At 54.4% G+C, this 18,565-nt stretch carries 10 protein-coding genes and 1 tRNA gene; 2 read left to right on the top strand and 9 right to left on the bottom strand.

The annotated features are described in order from the left end of the window. Position 1 precedes the first annotated feature (1 nt). Positions 2-781 (bottom strand): GGDEF domain-containing protein, encoded by a 780-nt coding sequence (locus B2952_RS06505; protein WP_290728100.1) that lies wholly within the window; start codon positions 779-781, stop codon positions 2-4. A gap of 515 nt (positions 782-1,296) precedes the next feature. Here B2952_RS06505 and B2952_RS06500 point away from each other — a divergent pair. Continuing rightward, entirely contained in the window at positions 1,297-2,691 is a 1,395-nt protein-coding gene (locus B2952_RS06500; protein ID WP_290728102.1) for a cellulase family glycosylhydrolase, read from the top strand. A gap of 84 nt (positions 2,692-2,775) precedes the next feature. Here the strand turns inward: B2952_RS06500 and B2952_RS06495 are convergent, their stop codons facing one another. The 6 genes from B2952_RS06495 to B2952_RS06470 all read right to left on the bottom strand — a co-directional run bounded on the left by B2952_RS06495 (position 2,776) and on the right by B2952_RS06470 (position 14,027). Further along, positions 2,776-4,827 carry an NAD(+) synthase gene (locus tag B2952_RS06495; RefSeq protein WP_290728105.1) on the bottom strand — a complete coding sequence of 684 codons (2,052 nt, stop codon included), beginning with the start codon at positions 4,825-4,827 and terminating at the stop codon, positions 2,776-2,778. 40 nt (positions 4,828-4,867) lie between these two features. Continuing rightward, a complete protein-coding gene (locus B2952_RS06490; RefSeq protein WP_290728107.1) occupies positions 4,868-6,232 on the bottom strand; it encodes a glutamate synthase subunit beta in 1,365 nt (454 codons plus the stop codon). Positions 6,233-6,321: 89 nt separating this feature from the next. After that, entirely contained in the window at positions 6,322-10,743 is a 4,422-nt protein-coding gene (gene gltB, locus B2952_RS06485; RefSeq protein WP_290734821.1) for a glutamate synthase large subunit, read from the bottom strand. Positions 10,744-10,996: 253 nt separating this feature from the next. Further along, positions 10,997-11,833 carry an FISUMP domain-containing protein gene (locus tag B2952_RS06480; protein WP_290728111.1) on the bottom strand — a complete coding sequence of 279 codons (837 nt, stop codon included), beginning with the start codon at positions 11,831-11,833 and terminating at the stop codon, positions 10,997-10,999. Beyond that, positions 11,830-13,155, bottom strand: coding sequence for a hypothetical protein (locus B2952_RS06475; protein ID WP_290728112.1), 1,326 nt, complete (start codon positions 13,153-13,155; stop codon positions 11,830-11,832). Before B2952_RS06475 ends, B2952_RS06480 begins: the two co-directional genes overlap by 4 nt. Further along, positions 13,152-14,027: a hypothetical protein gene (locus B2952_RS06470; protein ID WP_290728114.1), complete on the bottom strand. Its 876-nt coding sequence runs from the start codon at positions 14,025-14,027 to the stop codon at positions 13,152-13,154. The genes B2952_RS06475 and B2952_RS06470 overlap by 4 nt, the downstream gene beginning before the upstream one ends. A gap of 66 nt (positions 14,028-14,093) precedes the next feature. Here B2952_RS06470 and ligA point away from each other — a divergent pair, with 66 nt between their 5' ends. Further along, positions 14,094-16,253, top strand: coding sequence for an NAD-dependent DNA ligase LigA (gene ligA, locus B2952_RS06465; RefSeq protein WP_290728116.1), 2,160 nt, complete (start codon positions 14,094-14,096; stop codon positions 16,251-16,253). 18 nt (positions 16,254-16,271) lie between these two features. On the opposite strand, the gene B2952_RS06460 is transcribed toward ligA, so the two are convergent. Together B2952_RS06460 and B2952_RS06455 are read right to left on the bottom strand one after the other, a co-directional pair. Next, positions 16,272-18,239 (bottom strand): FISUMP domain-containing protein, encoded by a 1,968-nt coding sequence (locus tag B2952_RS06460; RefSeq protein ID WP_290734822.1) that lies wholly within the window; start codon positions 18,237-18,239, stop codon positions 16,272-16,274. Between the two features lie 73 nt (positions 18,240-18,312). Then, positions 18,313-18,385: transfer RNA gene (locus tag B2952_RS06455), tRNA-Glu, on the bottom strand. Positions 18,386-18,565: the final 180 nt, after the last annotated feature.

The following is an 18,565-nucleotide window of genomic DNA, read 5'->3' as shown; positions in this document are numbered from 1 at the left end:
ACTAGCCGGCCTCCCTCGCCGTCTTGGCTTCGTAGAGGGCAGAATCCGCCCTGGCAAACAGTTCCTGCTCGCTTTCGCCCGCATTCCGGAAAGCAAAACCAAAACTCATCGACAACTTAAAGGGGAATCCACTAGACTCCTCGGCAAGCCTTGCCGAAATAGTTTCGCAAAGTGCCTTCGCCGCCGTGTCCGTAGAAAGATTCGCGAAAACGACAAATTCGTCACCGCCAAATCTCGATATAAAATGCCCCCTCGGGCCGCAAACTTCTTTAAGGACATTGGCAACCGCCAAAAGGGCCCGGTCACCTTCTATGTGGCCATAATGGTCGTTGATCTGCTTAAACTTGTCAAGGTCCATCACGAACTGGTAAAGCCGCTTGCCGGGCACCGTCTGTTTGAAACGGGCATCCAAATAGAGGCTCGCCTGGTTACGGTTATTAAGCTTCGTAAGAGGATCGATGGAAATCATCTCCTTCTGGATTTCGACAAAGACCACAATAAGGCCAATCGTCGTTCCCGCACAAATGATGGAGAGACCAGGAAGCTGTATTTGAAGGATTTCGGTCAAAAAAGGGATGACGCCGAGCGCAGACACTGCATAAAGGCGGTTTTTCTTTACCACGTTCTTCTTGCGCTTAACCATGAAAAAGGCCACAAAGAACGATGTCAGGAGGTAGAGGAATACCAGCAGGACATTGATAAAGAGGATGTCGCCGCGATGGTAGCGCCCATCCGCATCGACATTGAAAAACCAGCCCGTCCAAATAGAGGCGACAGACATCGCGACATTGATAAACAGTGGAGAACAATAAAGGATGCGCAGATCGGTCGAACGAATCCTATACTCGGCAAGGAAGAAGGAATACCGACTCCAAAAGAAACACAATATTCCTAGCTGTGAAAAATAGGCCGCATTCACGCACAGGTTTAACGTTCTAGCCCCAGCAAAACCAGCACCGTCCAGCAGGACCCAGAAAACATCCAGGAAAAAGAACAAAAGGCATTGGACGCAGAGATTGAAGAATATCTTCTGCTCAGTCTCATGCATAACCCCAAACTTCATCATAACAATCATGATTACGATTATGATGGAGCAGAGGACATTTATCGTCACGTAAAAAGTCATCACAGACCCAAATAACATTTTAATAATAAAAAGTTTTTATTAAAAAAAACATCTTTTTTTGAGAAATATGCGGAAAATCACTCGTTTTCTTGCGTAAACACCTTTTTTTGGTTTTTTTGGCCCAAATTCTGCAAATGCAGATATATTATAGACAATGTATGGAGGTTTGCATGTCGCATTCTATTTTCACATCCCTCGCCCTGGTCTCTGCCCTTAGCGCAGCGGCCTTCGCGCAAACAATCACCCCTACCCGCGTGGGGCCTGTAAGCCAGTACGGTCAGCTCGTCACCGGCAAGAACGCGCAGGGCAAGGGCCGTATCTACGGCAGCTGTGATGGCGTGAAGGACGGAGCGGAAGTGCAGGTACGCGGCATGAGCCTTTACTGGAGCATGGTTCCCAAGGCGACCGAATTTTGGACTCCCGAAGGCATATCCACCATGGTTCGCGACATGAACATCCAGATTGTGCGCGCCGCCATGGGAACGACCAGCGACGACTGGTGGGGCTGTCTCGACGGCACGGAAAGCTGCGGCGATGACAAGTCGAAGCACATCACCGGCTACGCAAGCAACCCCGAATTCCAGACGAACATCATGAACACCGTCGTGCAAGCCGCTATCGAAAACGACATCTACGTCATTATCGACTGGCATTCGCACCAGGCCAACGAAGAGGTGAGCAACGCCACCAAGTTCTTTACCGAAATGGCCCAGAAGTGGGGCAAGTACGACCACGTCATCTTTGAACTTTTCAACGAGCCCAAGGACATTTCCTGGAGCACGATTAAGTCTTACGCCGAAAAGATTGTGCCCGTTATCCGTCAGTATTCCGACAACCTGATTCTCGTGGGCAACAGGCAGTACGACCAGAATCCGCAGGAGGCCATCGGCAATACCGTCTCCGGCGAAAACATCGCCTACACCTTCCACTATTACGCCAATTCCCACTGCTGGAGCGGGCAGACGTCCTGGAACACTCCTTGCGAAGGCGCCAACGCACAGCAGGCAATCGATGCCGGTCTTTCCGTATTCGTTTCGGAATGGGGTACCGCCAATGCCGACGGCGGTGGCAACCCGGACCAGAGCCGCAATACAAGCTGGCAAAACTGGATGGACGGGAACCAGCTTTCGTGGGCAAACTGGAGTGCTTCAAAAGTAAGCGAAGGAACCGCCGCCTTTGAAGGTTCTTCCTCCAAAAACTCGCTCCAGTACACCACTTCCGGCAATATGGTCAAGGGCTACCTTGCCTCCAACCCCACAAGCTACACCGCCTGCAAGGCCAATGTTCCCGAAAGCTCTTCCTCCGTTTCGGCCATCTCGTTCGACATGAACAGCGACCGCTTCAACGTGTCCGTCGTAAACCGCACGCTCATGCTTCAGTCGACCGCCAGCGGCGAGACGAGCATCGACGTATTCGACATCCTCGGCAATTCCCGCCTGCAGAAGAAGATGCTGCTCGCATCGGGTATCAACGGGATTGCCCTCGAGACGCTCCCGGCAGGAACCTACCTGGTGCGTGTACGCCAGGGCGCAAACATGAAGCAGGTCCGTTTCCAGGTCCGCTAAGACATTGTTTACACCAAAGAGAGAGAAGTCCCGGAGGCTACGGCCTCCGGGATTTTCTATGCTTTTTAAGCAAGAAGCACCGTATTAAAGCCAGTCAGAAGCGCTCGCGTCGCTGGGCATGCGCCAGTCGGCACGGGGCGACAGCGAGATGGTTCCGACCTTCGGGCCGTCGGGAATGCAACTGCGCTTGAATTGCTGCGTAAAGAAGCGCCTGATAAAGACGGCAAGCGCCTTGCCGATTTCTTCGTCAGTATGCTTGTTTGCAAATGCGTATTTCGCGAGGTAGCGGAGCTTTTCGGGAGAGGCTCCGTATTTCGCAAAGTGGTAAAGGAAAAAGTCGTGCAGTTCGTACGCACCGAGAATGCTCTCCGTCTTTTGAGCAATCTGGCCGTTTGAATCGGCGGGCAAGAGTTCCGGAGAGACGGGCGTATCGAGGATGTCGCGGAGGACTGCGGCAAGTTCTGCGCCTTTTTCGCGGGTTTCAAGATGCACACCGGTTTCGCTCGGGTTGTGAATTGCGCGGTCGGCATACCAGCGCACAATGTGGCGCACCAGCGTCTTGGGAATATCGCAGTTCACCGCATACATGGACATGTGATCGGCGTTGTAGGTACTCCACCCGAGCGCAATTTCGGAGAGGTCTCCCGTGCCGATAACAATTCCGCCTTCGCTGTTCGCGATATCCATCAGAATCTGCGTGCGTTCGCGGGCCTGCACGTTCTCGTAAGTCACGTCGAGCTTTTGCGGGTCGTGCCCGATGTCGGCAAAATGCTGGAGGCATGCCTTCCGGATATCGACGCTGCGGAGTTCCACGCCCAGGAGTTTCGCAAGTTCAACTGCATTGTTCCTGGTGCGATTCGTTGTCCCGAATCCGGGCATCGTGAACGCAAGAATCTCGCAGGCAGGACGGTTCAACAGCATGAACGTTTCCGCAACCACAAGAAGCGCCAGCGTAGAATCGAGGCCGCCACTCAGGCCAATTACCGCACGCTTGCTTCGGGTCGCCTCCAGGCGCTTGGCAAGCCCCGCACACTGTATGTTGAAAATCTCGGTGCAAGATGTATCGCGGGTTTCAGGTGAGCCGGGAACAAAAGGCGTCGGCGAAACATAGCGGTACTGGAGCGTATCGCAACCACGCAGGCAGTCAAGTGTCGCCGCCCGCGCAATAATGGCACGGCTGTCAAAATCCTGGAACGAGCCTTCGCTCAGGCGCTGCATATTCAGTCGTTCCACGTCCACTTCGGCATACACGATTTCGGTTTCCCGCGAGAACGGCTTGCTTTCGGCGAGCATGCTCCCATTTTCTGCAATCATCAGATGGCCACTGAAGACCATGTCCGTCGTAGATTCGTGCACTCCGGCGGAGGCGTACACGTAGGCCGCCATGCAACGCGCCGACTGGTTCATCACCAAGTTCCTGCGGTAGTCGCGCTTGCCTACCAGCGCATCGCTTGCAGAGAGATTCACGATAACGTTCGCGCCCGCAAGAGCAAGTTCCCCGCTGGGTGGCGCCGGCGTCCACAAGTCTTCGCAAAGTTCCACGCCCACGCGGACCTCGGAACCATCGCTACAAGATGCGCAATTCGGATTATTAGATGTACAATTCAGACCGCCAGATGCGCGGCCGCTCACGGTGATGAAATTCGTGATAGGTACTTCGCCTGCGCCTTCTATAAAGCACGTCACAGCGCCCGCGGCACTCCCTGCCGAAGCGCCACATGCCCCGCGCAACAAATCGCGCCCGCTCGAAAAATGCCGTTTCTCGTAGAACTCGCGCTGGTTCGGCAAGTGAATCTTGGGCGTAATCGCCACAACGCGCCCGTGCTGTACAAAGGCGGCGCAGTTATACAGCCTTCCGAATAAGCGCAAAGGCAGGCCAACCGCTATCACGGCGCCGCTTTCTTTTAAGGCGTCCGCAATCCGCACCAACGCGCGGGTGCTGTTCTGCAAAAGCAGTTCCTGGTGGAACAAGTCGCCGCAAGTATAGCCCGTAATGCAAAGTTCCGGGAAAACGACAAAAGCCGCCCCGTTAAAGGCAGCAATTTTCGCGCTCCTGATAATTTCTTCGGTATTGCAGGCGGTATCGGCCACCTTCAACACCGGAGAAACACATGCGAACCGGTAAAATCCAAACATAATTTTGCGCGCAGTTTATATTACGACAAGCTGTAAACCATTACTTCAGCGCCGCGACTTTCGCCTTCGCGTCGGCCATAGCACGCACCACGAGGGAGGCGCCGTTCGCGCAGTCGCCCACCGCATAAATATGTCGGGCAGGGTCAGCGATAATCGCTGTTCGCGGGGTGAGTTGCAGGCCCAGGTCGTTCACGATTCCCTCGGCAGACACACCGGTGAATCCCATGGCGAGCACCACCAGGTCGGTATCGATGACCTCGGTAGAATTCGGGACTTCAGCAGGCTTGAGGGGGCGACCCTGCGGGGACATTTCCCATTCCACGCGAACCGCTTCTACGCCTGCCACGCGACCGTCCTTCACAATGAACTGCTTGGAAGACACATTCCAACGGCGTTCGCCGCCTTCGTGCTGGGCATAGCTCGTGCGCAGCATATACGGCCAATCGGGCCACGGCGTAGACGGGGAACGTTCCTCGGGCGGCTTGGGCATGAATTCCACCTGCAGCACGCTTTCGCAGCCTTCACGAATGGCCTTGCCCACGCAGTCGTTACCCGTATCGCCACCGCCAATCACCAAAACCTTGCGGTCCTTCGCACTGAATTTTTCGGGATTGCTTTCGTCCGGCATTTCGGCACCGTGCAGAAAATCGAGGGCAAGGAAAATTCCTTCGGCTTCACGGCCCGGGATTTTCAAGTCGCGGGCATTGGGTGTTCCAATCGCAAGGAATACTTCGTCAAATTTCTTGTGAATATATTCTGCGGCGATGTCCTTACCGATTTCGGTATTGTAGACAAACGTGATTCCGGCAGCTTCGAGCAAGGCGATGCGGCGGTCGATAATGGACTTGTCCAGTTTCCAGTTCGGAATGCCGTAGCGCAGCAAGCCGCCCGCCTTCTCGTGCTTCTCGTAAACCGTAACCGCATAGCCCTTACGGCGCAAAGCCTCGGCAGCAAAGAGTCCCGAAGGACCGGAACCGATTACGGCAGCAGTCTTCCCGTTGGGTTCAGCCGTCGGAAGCACCACGCGACCTTCCTCGAAGGCAGTCTCGATGATGAACTTCTCAATCTGGCGCACCATCACCGGGTCATTATGCACATTGCCGGTACAGGCGGATTCGCAGAGCGCGGGGCAAACACGGCCCGTAAACTCCGGGAAGAACGCCGTCTTGCTGATGATATCGTAAGCGCGTTCCGCATTCCCTGCAGCAATGGCCGCATTGAATTCGGGAACGAGGTTACCGAGGGGGCATCCCGCACCATGGCAGAACGGAATTCCACAGGTGTGGCAGCGGCCCGCCTGGCCGATGATTTCTATCGAAGTGAGCTTACGTTCGACTTCGTTGTTATCCTTAACACGCTCTTCGACAGGGCGGTAGATGTCTGCGATTCGGTTAGTTTGCTGCATAATAGACTTCCGTATTTAAATCCTTCACACGTCATGGCGGACTTGATCCGCCATCTAGATTCCAGGTCAAGCCCGGAATGACGTACGGCTTATTTATTCCTCGCTTGCAGAGCGTTCCTGTAATCCACCGGGAATATCTTCACGAACTTCGGACGTTCGCTATTCCAGTTCTCAAGAATGCGCTTGCCCTTCTCGCTATCCGTCGCCTGAACGTGCTGGTTGATGATATCGAGCAATTCGCTTTCGCTCTCGGTACCGGGGAGCACGCTTTCGAGGTCGGCAGAATCCACGTTGCAGCTTAGGTCAAAGTGACCCGTCTCGTCGTACACGTAGGCAAAGCCACCCGTCATACCTGCGGCGAAGTTCACGCCCACGCGGCCGAGCACCACTACCCTACCGCCAGTCATGTATTCACAGCCGTGGTCACCCACGCCTTCGCTCACCAGGAGCATACCCGAGTTACGGATACCGAAGCGTTCGCCAGCGAGACCGTTGATGAAGATCTTGCCCGAGGTTCCGCCGTAACCGATGACGTTACCCGCAATCACGTTGTCTTCGGCCTTGAAACTTGCATTGCTAGGCGGGCGCACGATAATCTTACCGCCCGAAAGGCCCTTGCCCATAAAGTCGTTGGCTTCGCCTTCGAGGTCGAGCGTAATACCCGGAGCGAGGAATGCACCGAAGCTCTGGCCCGCGACACCCTGCAGGTGAATCTTGATGGTATCTTCGGGGAGGCCCTTCACACCGAAGTGTTCATCCACCTCGCCGGAAAGTTCCGTACCCACCGTACGGTCAACGTTGTGCACCACCGTGCAAAGTTCCACCGAAGCGCCACTCTTGAGAGTGTCGGCTACGAACGGCAGGAGTTCACGGCGGTCAAAGTTTTCAAGCGGTTCCTTCACGAAGTTCTTGTCGAAGGACTTGATGCCGCCATTGACGGTCTCGAAAATCTTGGAGAAGTCAAGGTTGTGAGCCTTGTAGAAGGCAATCGCCTCGTCGCGCTCCAGGAGGTCGCTACGGCCACAGGCTTCTGCCAACGAGCGCAGGCCAAGGCTTGCAAGGATTTCGCGGACTTCGTCGGCAATGAAGAAGAGGAAGTTTTCCACGTATTCGGGCTTGCCCGCAAAGCGCTTGCGGTATTCTGGATCCTGCGTGGCGATACCCATCGGGCACTGGTTCGTATGGCACTTGCGATCCATCACGCAACCGAGACTTACCAGCAGATTTGTCGCAAAACCGAATTCTTCGGCTCCGAGGAAAGCGGCAACAACAACGTCACGGCCCGTCTTGAGCTGGCCATCCACCTGGAGCTTGATGCGCCCGCGCAGATCGTTGAGCACCAGCGTCTGTTCCGCTTCGGCAATACCGAGTTCCCACGGGAGGCCCGCATGCTTGATGGAAGTAAGCGGAGATGCGCCCGTACCGCCATCGTGACCGGAAATCAGCACCACGTCGGCATGGGCCTTCGCCACACCCGCAGCAATCGTACCCACGCCCACTTCGGATACGAGCTTCACGGAAACGCGGGCCTTCGGGTTGGCATTGCGCAGGTCGTAAATCAACTGCGCCAAGTCTTCGATGGAGTAAATGTCGTGATGCGGCGGCGGAGAAATCAGCGACACGTTCGGGATGCTGTGACGGATACGCGCCACGAACTCGTTCACCTTGTGAGCCGGCAACTGGCCACCTTCACCGGGCTTTGCGCCCTGGGCCATCTTGATTTGCAAATCCTTCGCATGGCGCAGGTAGTCAATGGTCACGCCAAAGCGGCCCGAGGCAACCTGGCGAATCGCAGAACTGCGGATATCGCCGTTTGCAGCCGGAGTATCGCGGTCGGGGTCTTCACCACCTTCACCGCAGTTGCTCATGGCACCGATGCGGTTCATGGCAATGGCAATAGTCTCGTGGGCTTCGGGGCTCAAGGAACCCAGGCTCATGGCACCAGCCACAAAATGTCTCACGATAGATTCGCGAGATTCGACTTCGCCAATATCAATCGGCGTTGCAGCCTTGAACTTGAAGAGCCCGCGCAAAGTCGCCTGACGTTCGGACTGGTCGTTAATCAGCTTGCTATAGACCTTGAACTTCTCGTAATCACCTCCCTGCACCGCCTGGCGGAACGCAGCAAGGGACTGCGGAGTCCACAGGTGCTTCTCGCCTTCCTTGCGGAATGCATACTGGCCGCCAGACTGCAAAACCTTACTTGCATCGGCAAACGCAATCTTCTGACGCTCGCCCACTTCACGGGCAATCTCTTCGAGGCCGATACCTTCGATTCGGCTCGCGGTACCCGGCAAAAACTTCTCGATGAGCTCGTGATTCAAGCCCACGGCTTCGAAAATCTGGGCGCTGCGGTAGCTGCGGAGCGTGGAGATACCCATCTTCGACATAATCTTCAGCAGGCCCTTATCCACAGCCTTTACATAATTTGCAGCAGCCGTCACCGGGTCCACATCCAGGTCGCCGTTGTGGCACATGTTGGTAATACTTTCAAACGCGAGATACGGGTTGATGACCGTGGCACCGTAACCGAGCAGCAACGCAAAGTGCATCACCTCACGCACTTCGCCGCTCTGCACGATCAGGCCGATTTCGGGGCGAACACCCGCTTCCACCAAGGCTCGGTTCACGCAAGCCGTCGCAAGGAGCGAAGGTATAGGCACGTAGCCCCAGTCAATATTCTTGTCCGAAAGCACGATGATGTCGTAGTTGTCCTGCACAGCGCGCACGGCATCGCCGGCGAGGTTCCGGAGTGCCGCTTCCAGCACGGAACCGTCACCGCCCAGCGGGAACTGCATCTTGAGCACCTTCGCCTTGAACGCCTTGTCGCCGATGTTTTCAAAGCGGCGAATTTCGTCTTCGGTCACAATCGGACGCGGAATCTTGATAAGGTGTGCCTGCTCTGGAGTCTCTTCCAGAATGTTGCCGTGGTTCCCGATGTAGGTCGTAAGGCTCATCACCAGCTCTTCGCGAATCGGGTCGATAGGCGGGTTCGTCACCTGGGCGAACAGTTGCTTGAAGTAGTTGAACAACGGCTGCGGCTTGTCCGAAAGCACGGCCAGCGCGGCATCGTTACCCATGGAGCCAATCGGCTCTGCACCGTTCTTCGCCATGGGCTGCAAGATGATGGAGAGGTCTTCGGCAGAATAGCCGAAGCGCTTCTGCTGTACCAGAATATCTTCGGGAACATCGGACGGATTGATTTCGCTAAAGAGCCCGCGAACGCTCATCTTGTTTTCGGCAACCCAGCGGCGGTAAGGCTTGGCTCTCGCCACCTGCGCCTTCATCTCCGCATTTTTCAAGATGCGGTGATTTTCCAAATCCAGATAAATGATTTCGCCGGGCTTGAGGCGGCCCTTTTCTTCCACCTCGTCATCGCGCAAATCAAGCACGCCCGTCTCGGACGCCATCACGAAAAGACCGTCCTTACACAGAGTGTAACGTGCCGGACGAAGGCCGTTGCGGTCGAGAATCGCACCCGCATTCACGCCATCGCTGAACGCCACGGCGGCAGGGCCATCCCACGGTTCCATGAGCATAGATTCATATTCGAAGAACCCACGCACATCGCGGCCCAGGTAATGTTTTTTACCCCAGGCCTGAGGCATGAGCATCATCATCGCATGCGGAAGGCTACGACCCGCAGCGACGAGGAGCTCAAACATGTTGTCAAGGCTGGCCGAGTCACTCTGCCCCGCCGGAACGAGCGGCAAAAGCTTCTGCAAATCGTCGCCGATAATCTCGCTCTTCAGGTGCGGCTCGCGGGCGCGCAGGCTGTTGAGGTTACCGCGCAGGGTATTGATTTCGCCGTTATGAGCGAGGTAGCGGAACGGATGCGCCAGCGGCCAAGTCGGGAAAGTATTCGTAGAATAACGCTGGTGAACAAGGGCAATCGGGCTCTCGAAATCGAGATCGTTCAAATCCTTGTAGAAGCCCTCAATCTGGCTCGCCAGAAGCAGGCCCTTATAGACAATGCTACGGCGGCTGCAACTGCAAACGTAAAGACCCTTGCAGGCCTTTTCCATCAGGCGGCGAACCACATACAACTTAATATCGAACGCGCCGTCGGATTCAAAAGCGAAACCGTCAAAGAACACCTGGCGGATATGCGGCAACGTCTCGCGGGCAGTGCGGCCGATCTTTTCGGGATTCACCGGAACCTCGCGGAAGTTCAGCACCGGCATACCCTCGGCAGCGGCAATCTCCTTGATCTTCGCGTCAAAGGCATCCGCCGCAAGCGTATTCTCCACAAAGAACATCGCCACACCATAGCGGGCAGGTAATTCCGGGTTCACCTTGCGGAAAAACTTGTGGGGCATCGAAAGCAAGAGACCCGCACCGTCGCCGGTTTCCGGGTCTCCACCAGCTGCACCACGGTGCATGAGCCTCTTCAAAACAGTAATGCCCTGTAGCACAATCTGGTGCGAGGCAACATTATTAATATTGGCGACCAGGCCGACACCGCAGGCGTCGTGTTCGTTGGCCGGATCGTAAAGTGCTTGAGCGTTCATACTCGTCCTTTCCTAAATTTGCGAATCATTCTCAAATCCGCGCATTATTCCTATTTTTGCGAAAAGGCTTTGCAAAAACCGTGCCAAATTGCGGCACAACCCGCCAATTATTGAAAAAGCGGAAATAAAATGTAAAATAGAAACCAAATTCTAAAATTCAGTCAAATTTTCAATTTCAAAAAACGTAAAAGAAATAGCGTTTATTACAATTTCCGTAATAAACAAGAAAAAGAGAGAATACCCCCTCGTTTTCCTAGTCATGCACGCAGCGGATATAGGCACGAACAAGTCCCGGCGGTGTTTTGGTTACGAAAGTCGCGCTATCCGAATTGTCAAATAACATAAAGCCCGACAAACCACCATCATGCGGAGCCCAGAACCGGGTTTTCTCCCCTAGCCCCACAAACTGATCATCGTCTTGCAGGTAGCCGCCGGGCAATATATTAAGTTCGAACTGATTTACGCCGTTCCACTCGTCAGAAGATTTCAGATAATAGGACAATCTCTCAAAATCCCAGGATTCTTCCAGCGCAAAGTCCAAATTCTGCCAATCCTGGTAGGTCGCAACATGGTAGCCAGAGGAGCATACGCTCCGTTGCTTCTCCGAATATTCGCACTGCGTGTAATTGCACGAATCCGGCAGGTGCATTGCCTCGGCCCAGGTGTAAAGCCTTCCGTACTCTGCGCAATTCTCCTCATCCATGTCGTAGCAGACCCCCAGAGAATCCGCGCAGTCGGACCTCCAGAAATCGTAGCAATCCGAGACCTCGTTTTTCGCAATCCAGGTGAACCCCATAAAGGACGTGAACTTGTAATCCGCATCACCGTCATGGGCAATATATCCGACGGTATATTGCTGAGAACTAGACGATTCAAGGGAACTCGATGAAGTTCCTTCGGAACTCGACAAGGATTCTTTGGAACTCGACGACTGGGGCACAAAAGAACTCGAGGCAACGCTCGAACTGGAGACCGGTATATCGTATTTTTTATCCCCGCGGATATCCCTGGGCGCAACACCTTCGTCGAGACATGCGGCAAGCATCAAGACGCACAAGGCCAGCAAGAGGAATTTCGCATTCACTCTCATTTCCCCGCCTCCTGCGATTGCATTTCGCTTCGGCAAGGGTACTGTTTCAGCCAAGCGAGAACATTTTCCCTAGAATGTTTTTCGGAACACAATTCCGGATAAACCTTCGGCACGAGGTCTTCGGAATCAAGTGCAAAATTCGAAACGGCCCAATAAGCCACAGAAACTCCAAGGCCAATCATAAGTCCCCCTACACCACTATTGGTAGCCAGAGCCCCAGGCAAGAAGGACAACGTCCCGACCAACAAAGATGGCCAGAAAAGAACCTTGCGTTCCATCTGTTGACAATAATCGAAAGAATCGACGGGCACCCTGTAGGCCGTATTCCCGTAATCCTGCTTGAGCCATACACTCCTGGAACCTTCATCATAGCAGATTCCCTTGGACGTAACCGCAGTCACGGAATCGCTCGGATGTTCCGCAAGCGACATGGTTTTCGAGGAATCCGGAATCCGGAACCACTGACGCTTGATGGTATGCAGCGAATCGATTTTCCCATTTTCATCCCGCAAGCTGTCGGCATATACTGCATCAATTTCCCTCATTTTCTTGGCATTCTTTTTCGCCATCGAACGCATCACGTCGTTTCCGCCGAGTGTCGCCGTGGTGGATGACCAGATATCCAAAGTCAGAGCAAAGCGGTTCCGGTCTTCATCCAAGTCGCGACCGTAGCGGAATTCCAACGAAACCCTGCTGTCGTTCCCAATTTTCTTTGACACATAGAATCCGCCGCCAACTTCCGTGTAAAAGCGGGGCCGCGGAACCGGAATTTTGCAATCAATCGACAAGCAATCATCATCGACATAATAGACTTCGCGGCCGTTCCTGGAAAGGTGTTCCGTAAAACCGATTTTCCAGTTGTCGTTCAACGGAATCTGTTCTATCGCCATTCCGCCGCCGGAATAACGCCACAGCGCACCGCGCTCATCGGATTTTATTGCGGGTATGACAATCGCGTTCATGTTGCTCCAAGCCGTAAGCCCCAAATAGGGAGAGACAAAACCCATCTGCATGAACGGAGAAAATGTCTGGTAACCCAGCCCAAATGTAAAATAGCCCCCGCTAATATAGCTGGCAAGGTTCACGTCGCCCCACCACTCGGCATAGCTGTAATGGCTGTAGGAATTGTTCTCGTGTCTGCCATTTTCCAGGTCGCCCGCATAATATGACAATCCGAAACTTCCGACCGCACCATCTTTCGCATAGCTATCCATATAGGCCGCCGCGGGAGGCGGACGCATCACGGAACTGCAACCAGCAAGACATGCAGCAACCAAAAGGAGCAACAACAGGGCCGCCTTATTTTTCAATCCGACCGTCATAAGAGCAGACTCATTGAAAAAGCCCAATAAATAAGCGGGTTATCGTCCGGACGCGTTCCCATTTCGAAAGAGAATATATACCCCTGATGATTTTTGGTGTTAGACTCTTTTAACAACGGGATGTTTGTATAGCCAACAAAATCGATGCCATAGTAATAAATCCAGTCCTCGACGTGGTAGCCATCCTGAAGGGCCGGATCTATACGACTCCCCGTACGGTAGTCGGTACCGGTATAGACGCGGGAACCGGGATTGATAATGTGCATCTGACGGAGTCCTCCATGGAGTCCAACGCCCAGGCCGTGGTTGTTCATGAACACCATGGTTCCGCCGCCGACATTAAGGCTACCCGTAAGCAAACTCTCATGGACATCGGTCGTCATGGCATTATCTTCGTCATAACCAAAATAACATCCGTATGACAGATCGTACGTCGCCGCCAGATAAAGGGGGCCCAACCACTGAACCACCATGGGATAAAGACCCACTTTCAAAAGGGCAGAATAATAGGCATTCAAAAACAATCCGCCACCAAGACGATGGCCGGCCCAATGTTCCGCACCCGCGGTATTTTTTGTTCTGGGCCATTTGAAATCGACCAGGTTCATTTCGAAGCGGAAGCTCGACCCATCAACCTTGTCACGCGAGTAATGACTTTGCAAATCCTCGCTAGTGCTAACGATATTCCCCGTTATATTACAGTAATCACAAGATCCAATAGAAGTCGAGAACGAAAAGATGCGCGAACTTCCTGGAGCAATTTGCCTTGCCAAAAGCGCCTGCGGTACAAAACTGGGCGAGAGGACGACGTAATCGTCCGCCCATGCGGCAAAAGCGCAAAGAAATACAATCAGCAGGCAAATCTTTCGCATAGTTTGTTTAAAAAATATAATTTTCCCCCATCTTTTTTATATTTAAAACGAAAAGAGACAATAAAAATGGACCAGAAAGAGATTGACCTCACCCGGTATTTCGAGCTGAAAAAACAGCTAGAAGAAGCAAGCCGACTTTACTACAAGGACGGCTACTCCCCCATGAGCGACCAGGATTTCGACTTCGGGCTCAAGGAGATGGAAGCGCTCGAGGCGAAATACCCGGAACTGCGCGGAAAGGATTCACTCACCCAGCGCGTGGGCAGCGACCTCACCAACGACTTCGCGAAGGTCGCGCACGCCGTGCCGATGCTGAGCATCGCAAACGTTTACAGCGCCGAAGAGATGGCGGAATTCGTCAGGGCAGCAGAGGATGGAATCGCAAGTCTGGATTCAGCTCCTCAGGATGACGCGGGGGGCAAGAAGCGCGCTAAATGGATTTGCGAGCGGAAAATCGACGGCGTTTCGCTCTCCATCGTGTACGAGAACGGACGCTTGAAACAGGCGGCTACCCGCGGCGACGGCGCCCAGGGCGACGACGTGACTTTAAATGCGCTTACGATTGCGGACATTCCCGAATACTTTGACGCGAAGAAGCTGAAGATTGACCCGAGCGAAATCCCGCAGGGCACATTCGAGGTACGCGGCGAAGTCTACATGGAGCGCAAAGCTTTCGAACGCCTGAACGAGCAGTTTATCTTGGAAGGCAAGAAAATTTTCCAGAACCCGCGCAACACAGTTTCGGGTTCGCTCAAGCTCAAGAGTGTCGCCGAATGCAAGACGCGCCCGATGCGCTTCTTTGCCTACCACATTCCGCAGAGCAACAACAAGACCCACGAAGAAAACCTGCTGCAGCTCAAGCGCCTCGGATTCCACACCAACGACTACTGGACTGCCGACACCACCGATGAAATCATGAAGATTTCGGAGCAGATTGGAGCGAGCCGCGACAGCCTTCCTTTCGAAATTGACGGCATGGTCGTAAAGCTGAACGACCTTGCCATGCAGCGTGCCCTCGGTACCACAAGCAAGAGCCCGCGCTGGGCCATCGCCTACAAGTTCAAGGCCGAGCGCGCTTACACACCGCTCCTTTCCGTGGAATTCCAGGTGGGCCGCACCGGGGCCGTGACGCCGGTCGCGAACCTTGCACCCGTGCGCCTCGCGGGCACTACCGTCAAGCGCGCCACCCTCCACAACTTCGACGAGGTCTCGCGTCTGGACCTGCATTACGGCGACACCGTCGGCGTCGAGAAGGGCGGCGAAATCATCCCAAAAATCACCGACGTCAAGAAGGAACTCCGCCCTATCGGAGCCGAACCCGTAAAGGCACCCGAAAAATGCCCCGTTTGCGGAGAACCGCTCACCCACATCGACGACGAAGTGATTTTGCGCTGCGAAAACATGCACTGTGCAGCGCAGGTGCAATGCCTGTTCGAACATTTCGTGAGCCGCGAGGCCATGAACATCGAAAACCTCGGCCCCGCCCTCATCGCAAGCCTGATTGCCACGGGCAAAATCAAGCGCATTCCGGACCTGTACCGCCTCACCATCGAAGACCTTGAATCGCAGGAACGCATGGCCAAGAAGAGTGCGAAGAACGTCTACGACGCCATCGCAGCCTCCAAGGAGCGTAGCCTCGAAAACCTGTTGCACGGCCTCGGCATCCGCTTCGTGGGCCGCACCAGCGCCAGGAATCTCGCCAAGCATTTCCGCACGCTCGATAAAATCCGCGCCGCAACCGTCGAAGACCTGCAAAACGTAACGGACGTGGGCGAACGCATCGGGAAATCCGTCTACGACTTCTTCCACACCGAACGCTACCGCAACGAGGTCGAAGAACTCATTGCGCTCGGCTGCCCCACCGAATTCAAGGGCGTCGTGAAGACGCTTTTCCAGGGGCAAACCGCAGTCATCACCGGAACGCTCCCAAGCATGGACCGCGACGAAGCCCGCAAGCTCATCGAAGAAAACGGCGGCAAGGTATCGGGTTCCGTAAGCAAGAAAACGAGCTGGGTCCTCGCGGGCGAAGCCGCCGGATCTAAGCTCACCAAGGCAAACGAACTCGGGATTCCCGTACACGACGAGGCGTGGCTCCTCGCACAAATCGCGAACAGCGATAGCGGCGATAGCGGCGATAGCGGCGAAACCCCCGATTCCGCCAATGTCGAAAAAAATGGTAGCAAAAAGACCGCCGCCGACGCCAACGGTCAATTAAGTTTATTCTAAGCCCGTTTCGCTATTTCATCAAGGCTTGTTAGGCTCCGGCGACATCATCTGCAATAGCGAATCATTCGCGGCTTCCCTAGGCGTATCCTGGACGCAGCGCAGGGAAAACGACGTGCCTTCGAAATCTTCCGCACGCATCAGCTCATCCTTGCTGTTGATGAGATTCCAGTAGGCAGCGCCTACGTCCCCACCGCCGGACGCTTCCCAGAAATAGGCGCTGGAGCCGAGTTCCATGAATTCGCCGTCGCTGTAGCGCGCCCCCGCAGGAATCGCGTTAAAGCCAGAAACTTCTGTAATGGGCGCACCGCCACGGACCCAGCCTTCGCGCATCTTCATCGCGGAAGCGACACTCCCCTTCCCAATCTGAGCGATACTGGAGACAAGTTCGTCCCATTCCTTCTGCGAAGGCACATGCCAGCCAACCGGGCAAATTCCCTGATGTTCTTCCAGAATTGCACCCTCGACCGGATTAACAATAAAGTCGGCAGGAAGTCTCATCGCCACATGCCACGGATAAAGCCTACCGTAGCTACGGCACCGAATATCCTTGTCCTCGTAGCAGAAGCTTCCGGGAGCGGCAAAGCGCAGGTTCTCGGCCATCCACCTCTTGTTCCCGATGAGAACCGTCTTGTAGTGGTTTTCGTCGCGGGAATCGTAAATCGCCGTGCTGTCGTAAATTTCATCGATACCGGGCGGATCCATCACGCAGCGCACCGGGAAGGCAGCTGCCTTTCCTGAACTGTCGCGCAACAGGTCGTCGCCATCATAGCGTAGCGACCAGAAGAAGGCCGACACGGAATCCTTCTCGGCCGTACTCCAGAATCCGGTTGCAGAATCCCTTCCGGTAAACGCAGAGACAGCGGGCAAGAAACCGGACGGCAACGCGTTGAAACCGAACCCGTTTTCACCGGGCATCGAATTTTCCGTTTCCGGCCACACACCGCGCGCCTTGAGGTTTGTTCCCACGGCCACCGCGTCATCTATGTCCTGAATATACGCATTCAGGCGCTCAAAATCATAGATGCTCGGCACATGCCAGCCGACAGGGCACACGCCTCGATGGACGCGCTTGACAGAATCGCGAGCAGTCAATTCCGAGTAGTCGTTCGAAAGTTTCATCGCCGCAGCCCAGGTGTAGAGCCTGCCGTACTTCGCACAGTTCGCCGAATCGCCTCCATAGCAGAAACTTCCCGGAACATCCACATCCAGATTCTTGGCCATCCACACCTGGTCACCGATATGTATCGCATAGATCTCCCTGTTCTGCACCTTCATGACCTCGGGTTGCACGACAACCGGAGGCGGAGGCGGCTCCTTGATCTTGTAGAGTTTATCTTCGACGCAGCGGACGGAAACAGCGTTGTCCTTGGTATCGAGAACCTTGTCGAATGACTTGGAGTCGTATGTCAAGCGCCAAAAATAAGCTCCGCCCGCATCGTACTCGGTTGCCGCCCAGAACTGGGCCGACGCCCCCTTGTCCATGAACTCGCCGATGAAATACTTTTCGCCGGCAGGCAGGGCATTGAAGCCAAACTCGTCGCTTCCGAAAGGCAGGCGCAATTCCCGGTCCCAGCCATCCTTGGACTTGAGGCTGATGCCCACACCGTCGCTCTTTCCCGTCTTGCCCACAAAATACTTCATCTTCTTCCATTCCTTGTTGGTCGGGACATGCCAACCCGCGGGGCAAACGTCGTGCACGCGCTTTTTAAGCTTGGTAATGGATGTGGAATTGTAATAATCGACAAGCCTCATCGCCGCCGCCCATGTATAAAGGCGGCCATATTCCTCACAATTCACTTCCTGCTTGTTGTAGCATTCGGTTCCCTTGAGCTTGAAGCGCAAATTCTCGGCCATCCAGCGCTGTTCGCCTATCTGCACCGTCTTGTAGACCTGCTTGTCTCGCGAGTCCACCAGGTCCGGCATCGGTTCAACCGCAAAAAGCACAGTCGACATCAAGAGCACAAAAATTATCACTTTCTTCTTCATGCAAATAAAATAACTTAATAAAGCACCATTTTCACAAAAAAAAATAAAGAACTCACCGAAATGAGTTCTTTAGTACCCCCAAGCGGACTCGAACCGCTGTTGCGGGAATGAGAATCCCGAGTCCTGGGCCACTAGACGATAGGGGCAAGTGTGCCAAGCGGCACAAGTATAGAAAAAATCTACACCCGCGTCAACAGGTTTGAAGCTGCCGACGCAATTTTTTTATTCCTTGTAGAAGAGGTCCAGGTTGCTCTCTACAGGCGTTCCCTTTTCGAGATTGCCGACAAACTCGTTGAACACGGTCATGCCGACGAAACGGCTGCTGT

The organism is Fibrobacter sp. UBA7003 (assembly GCA_002449765.1).
GTDB lineage: Bacteria > Fibrobacterota > Fibrobacteria > Fibrobacterales > Fibrobacteraceae > Fibrobacter.
Note: the sequence above shows the minus strand (reverse complement) of the source record. Positions and strands in the feature narration are given on the sequence as shown.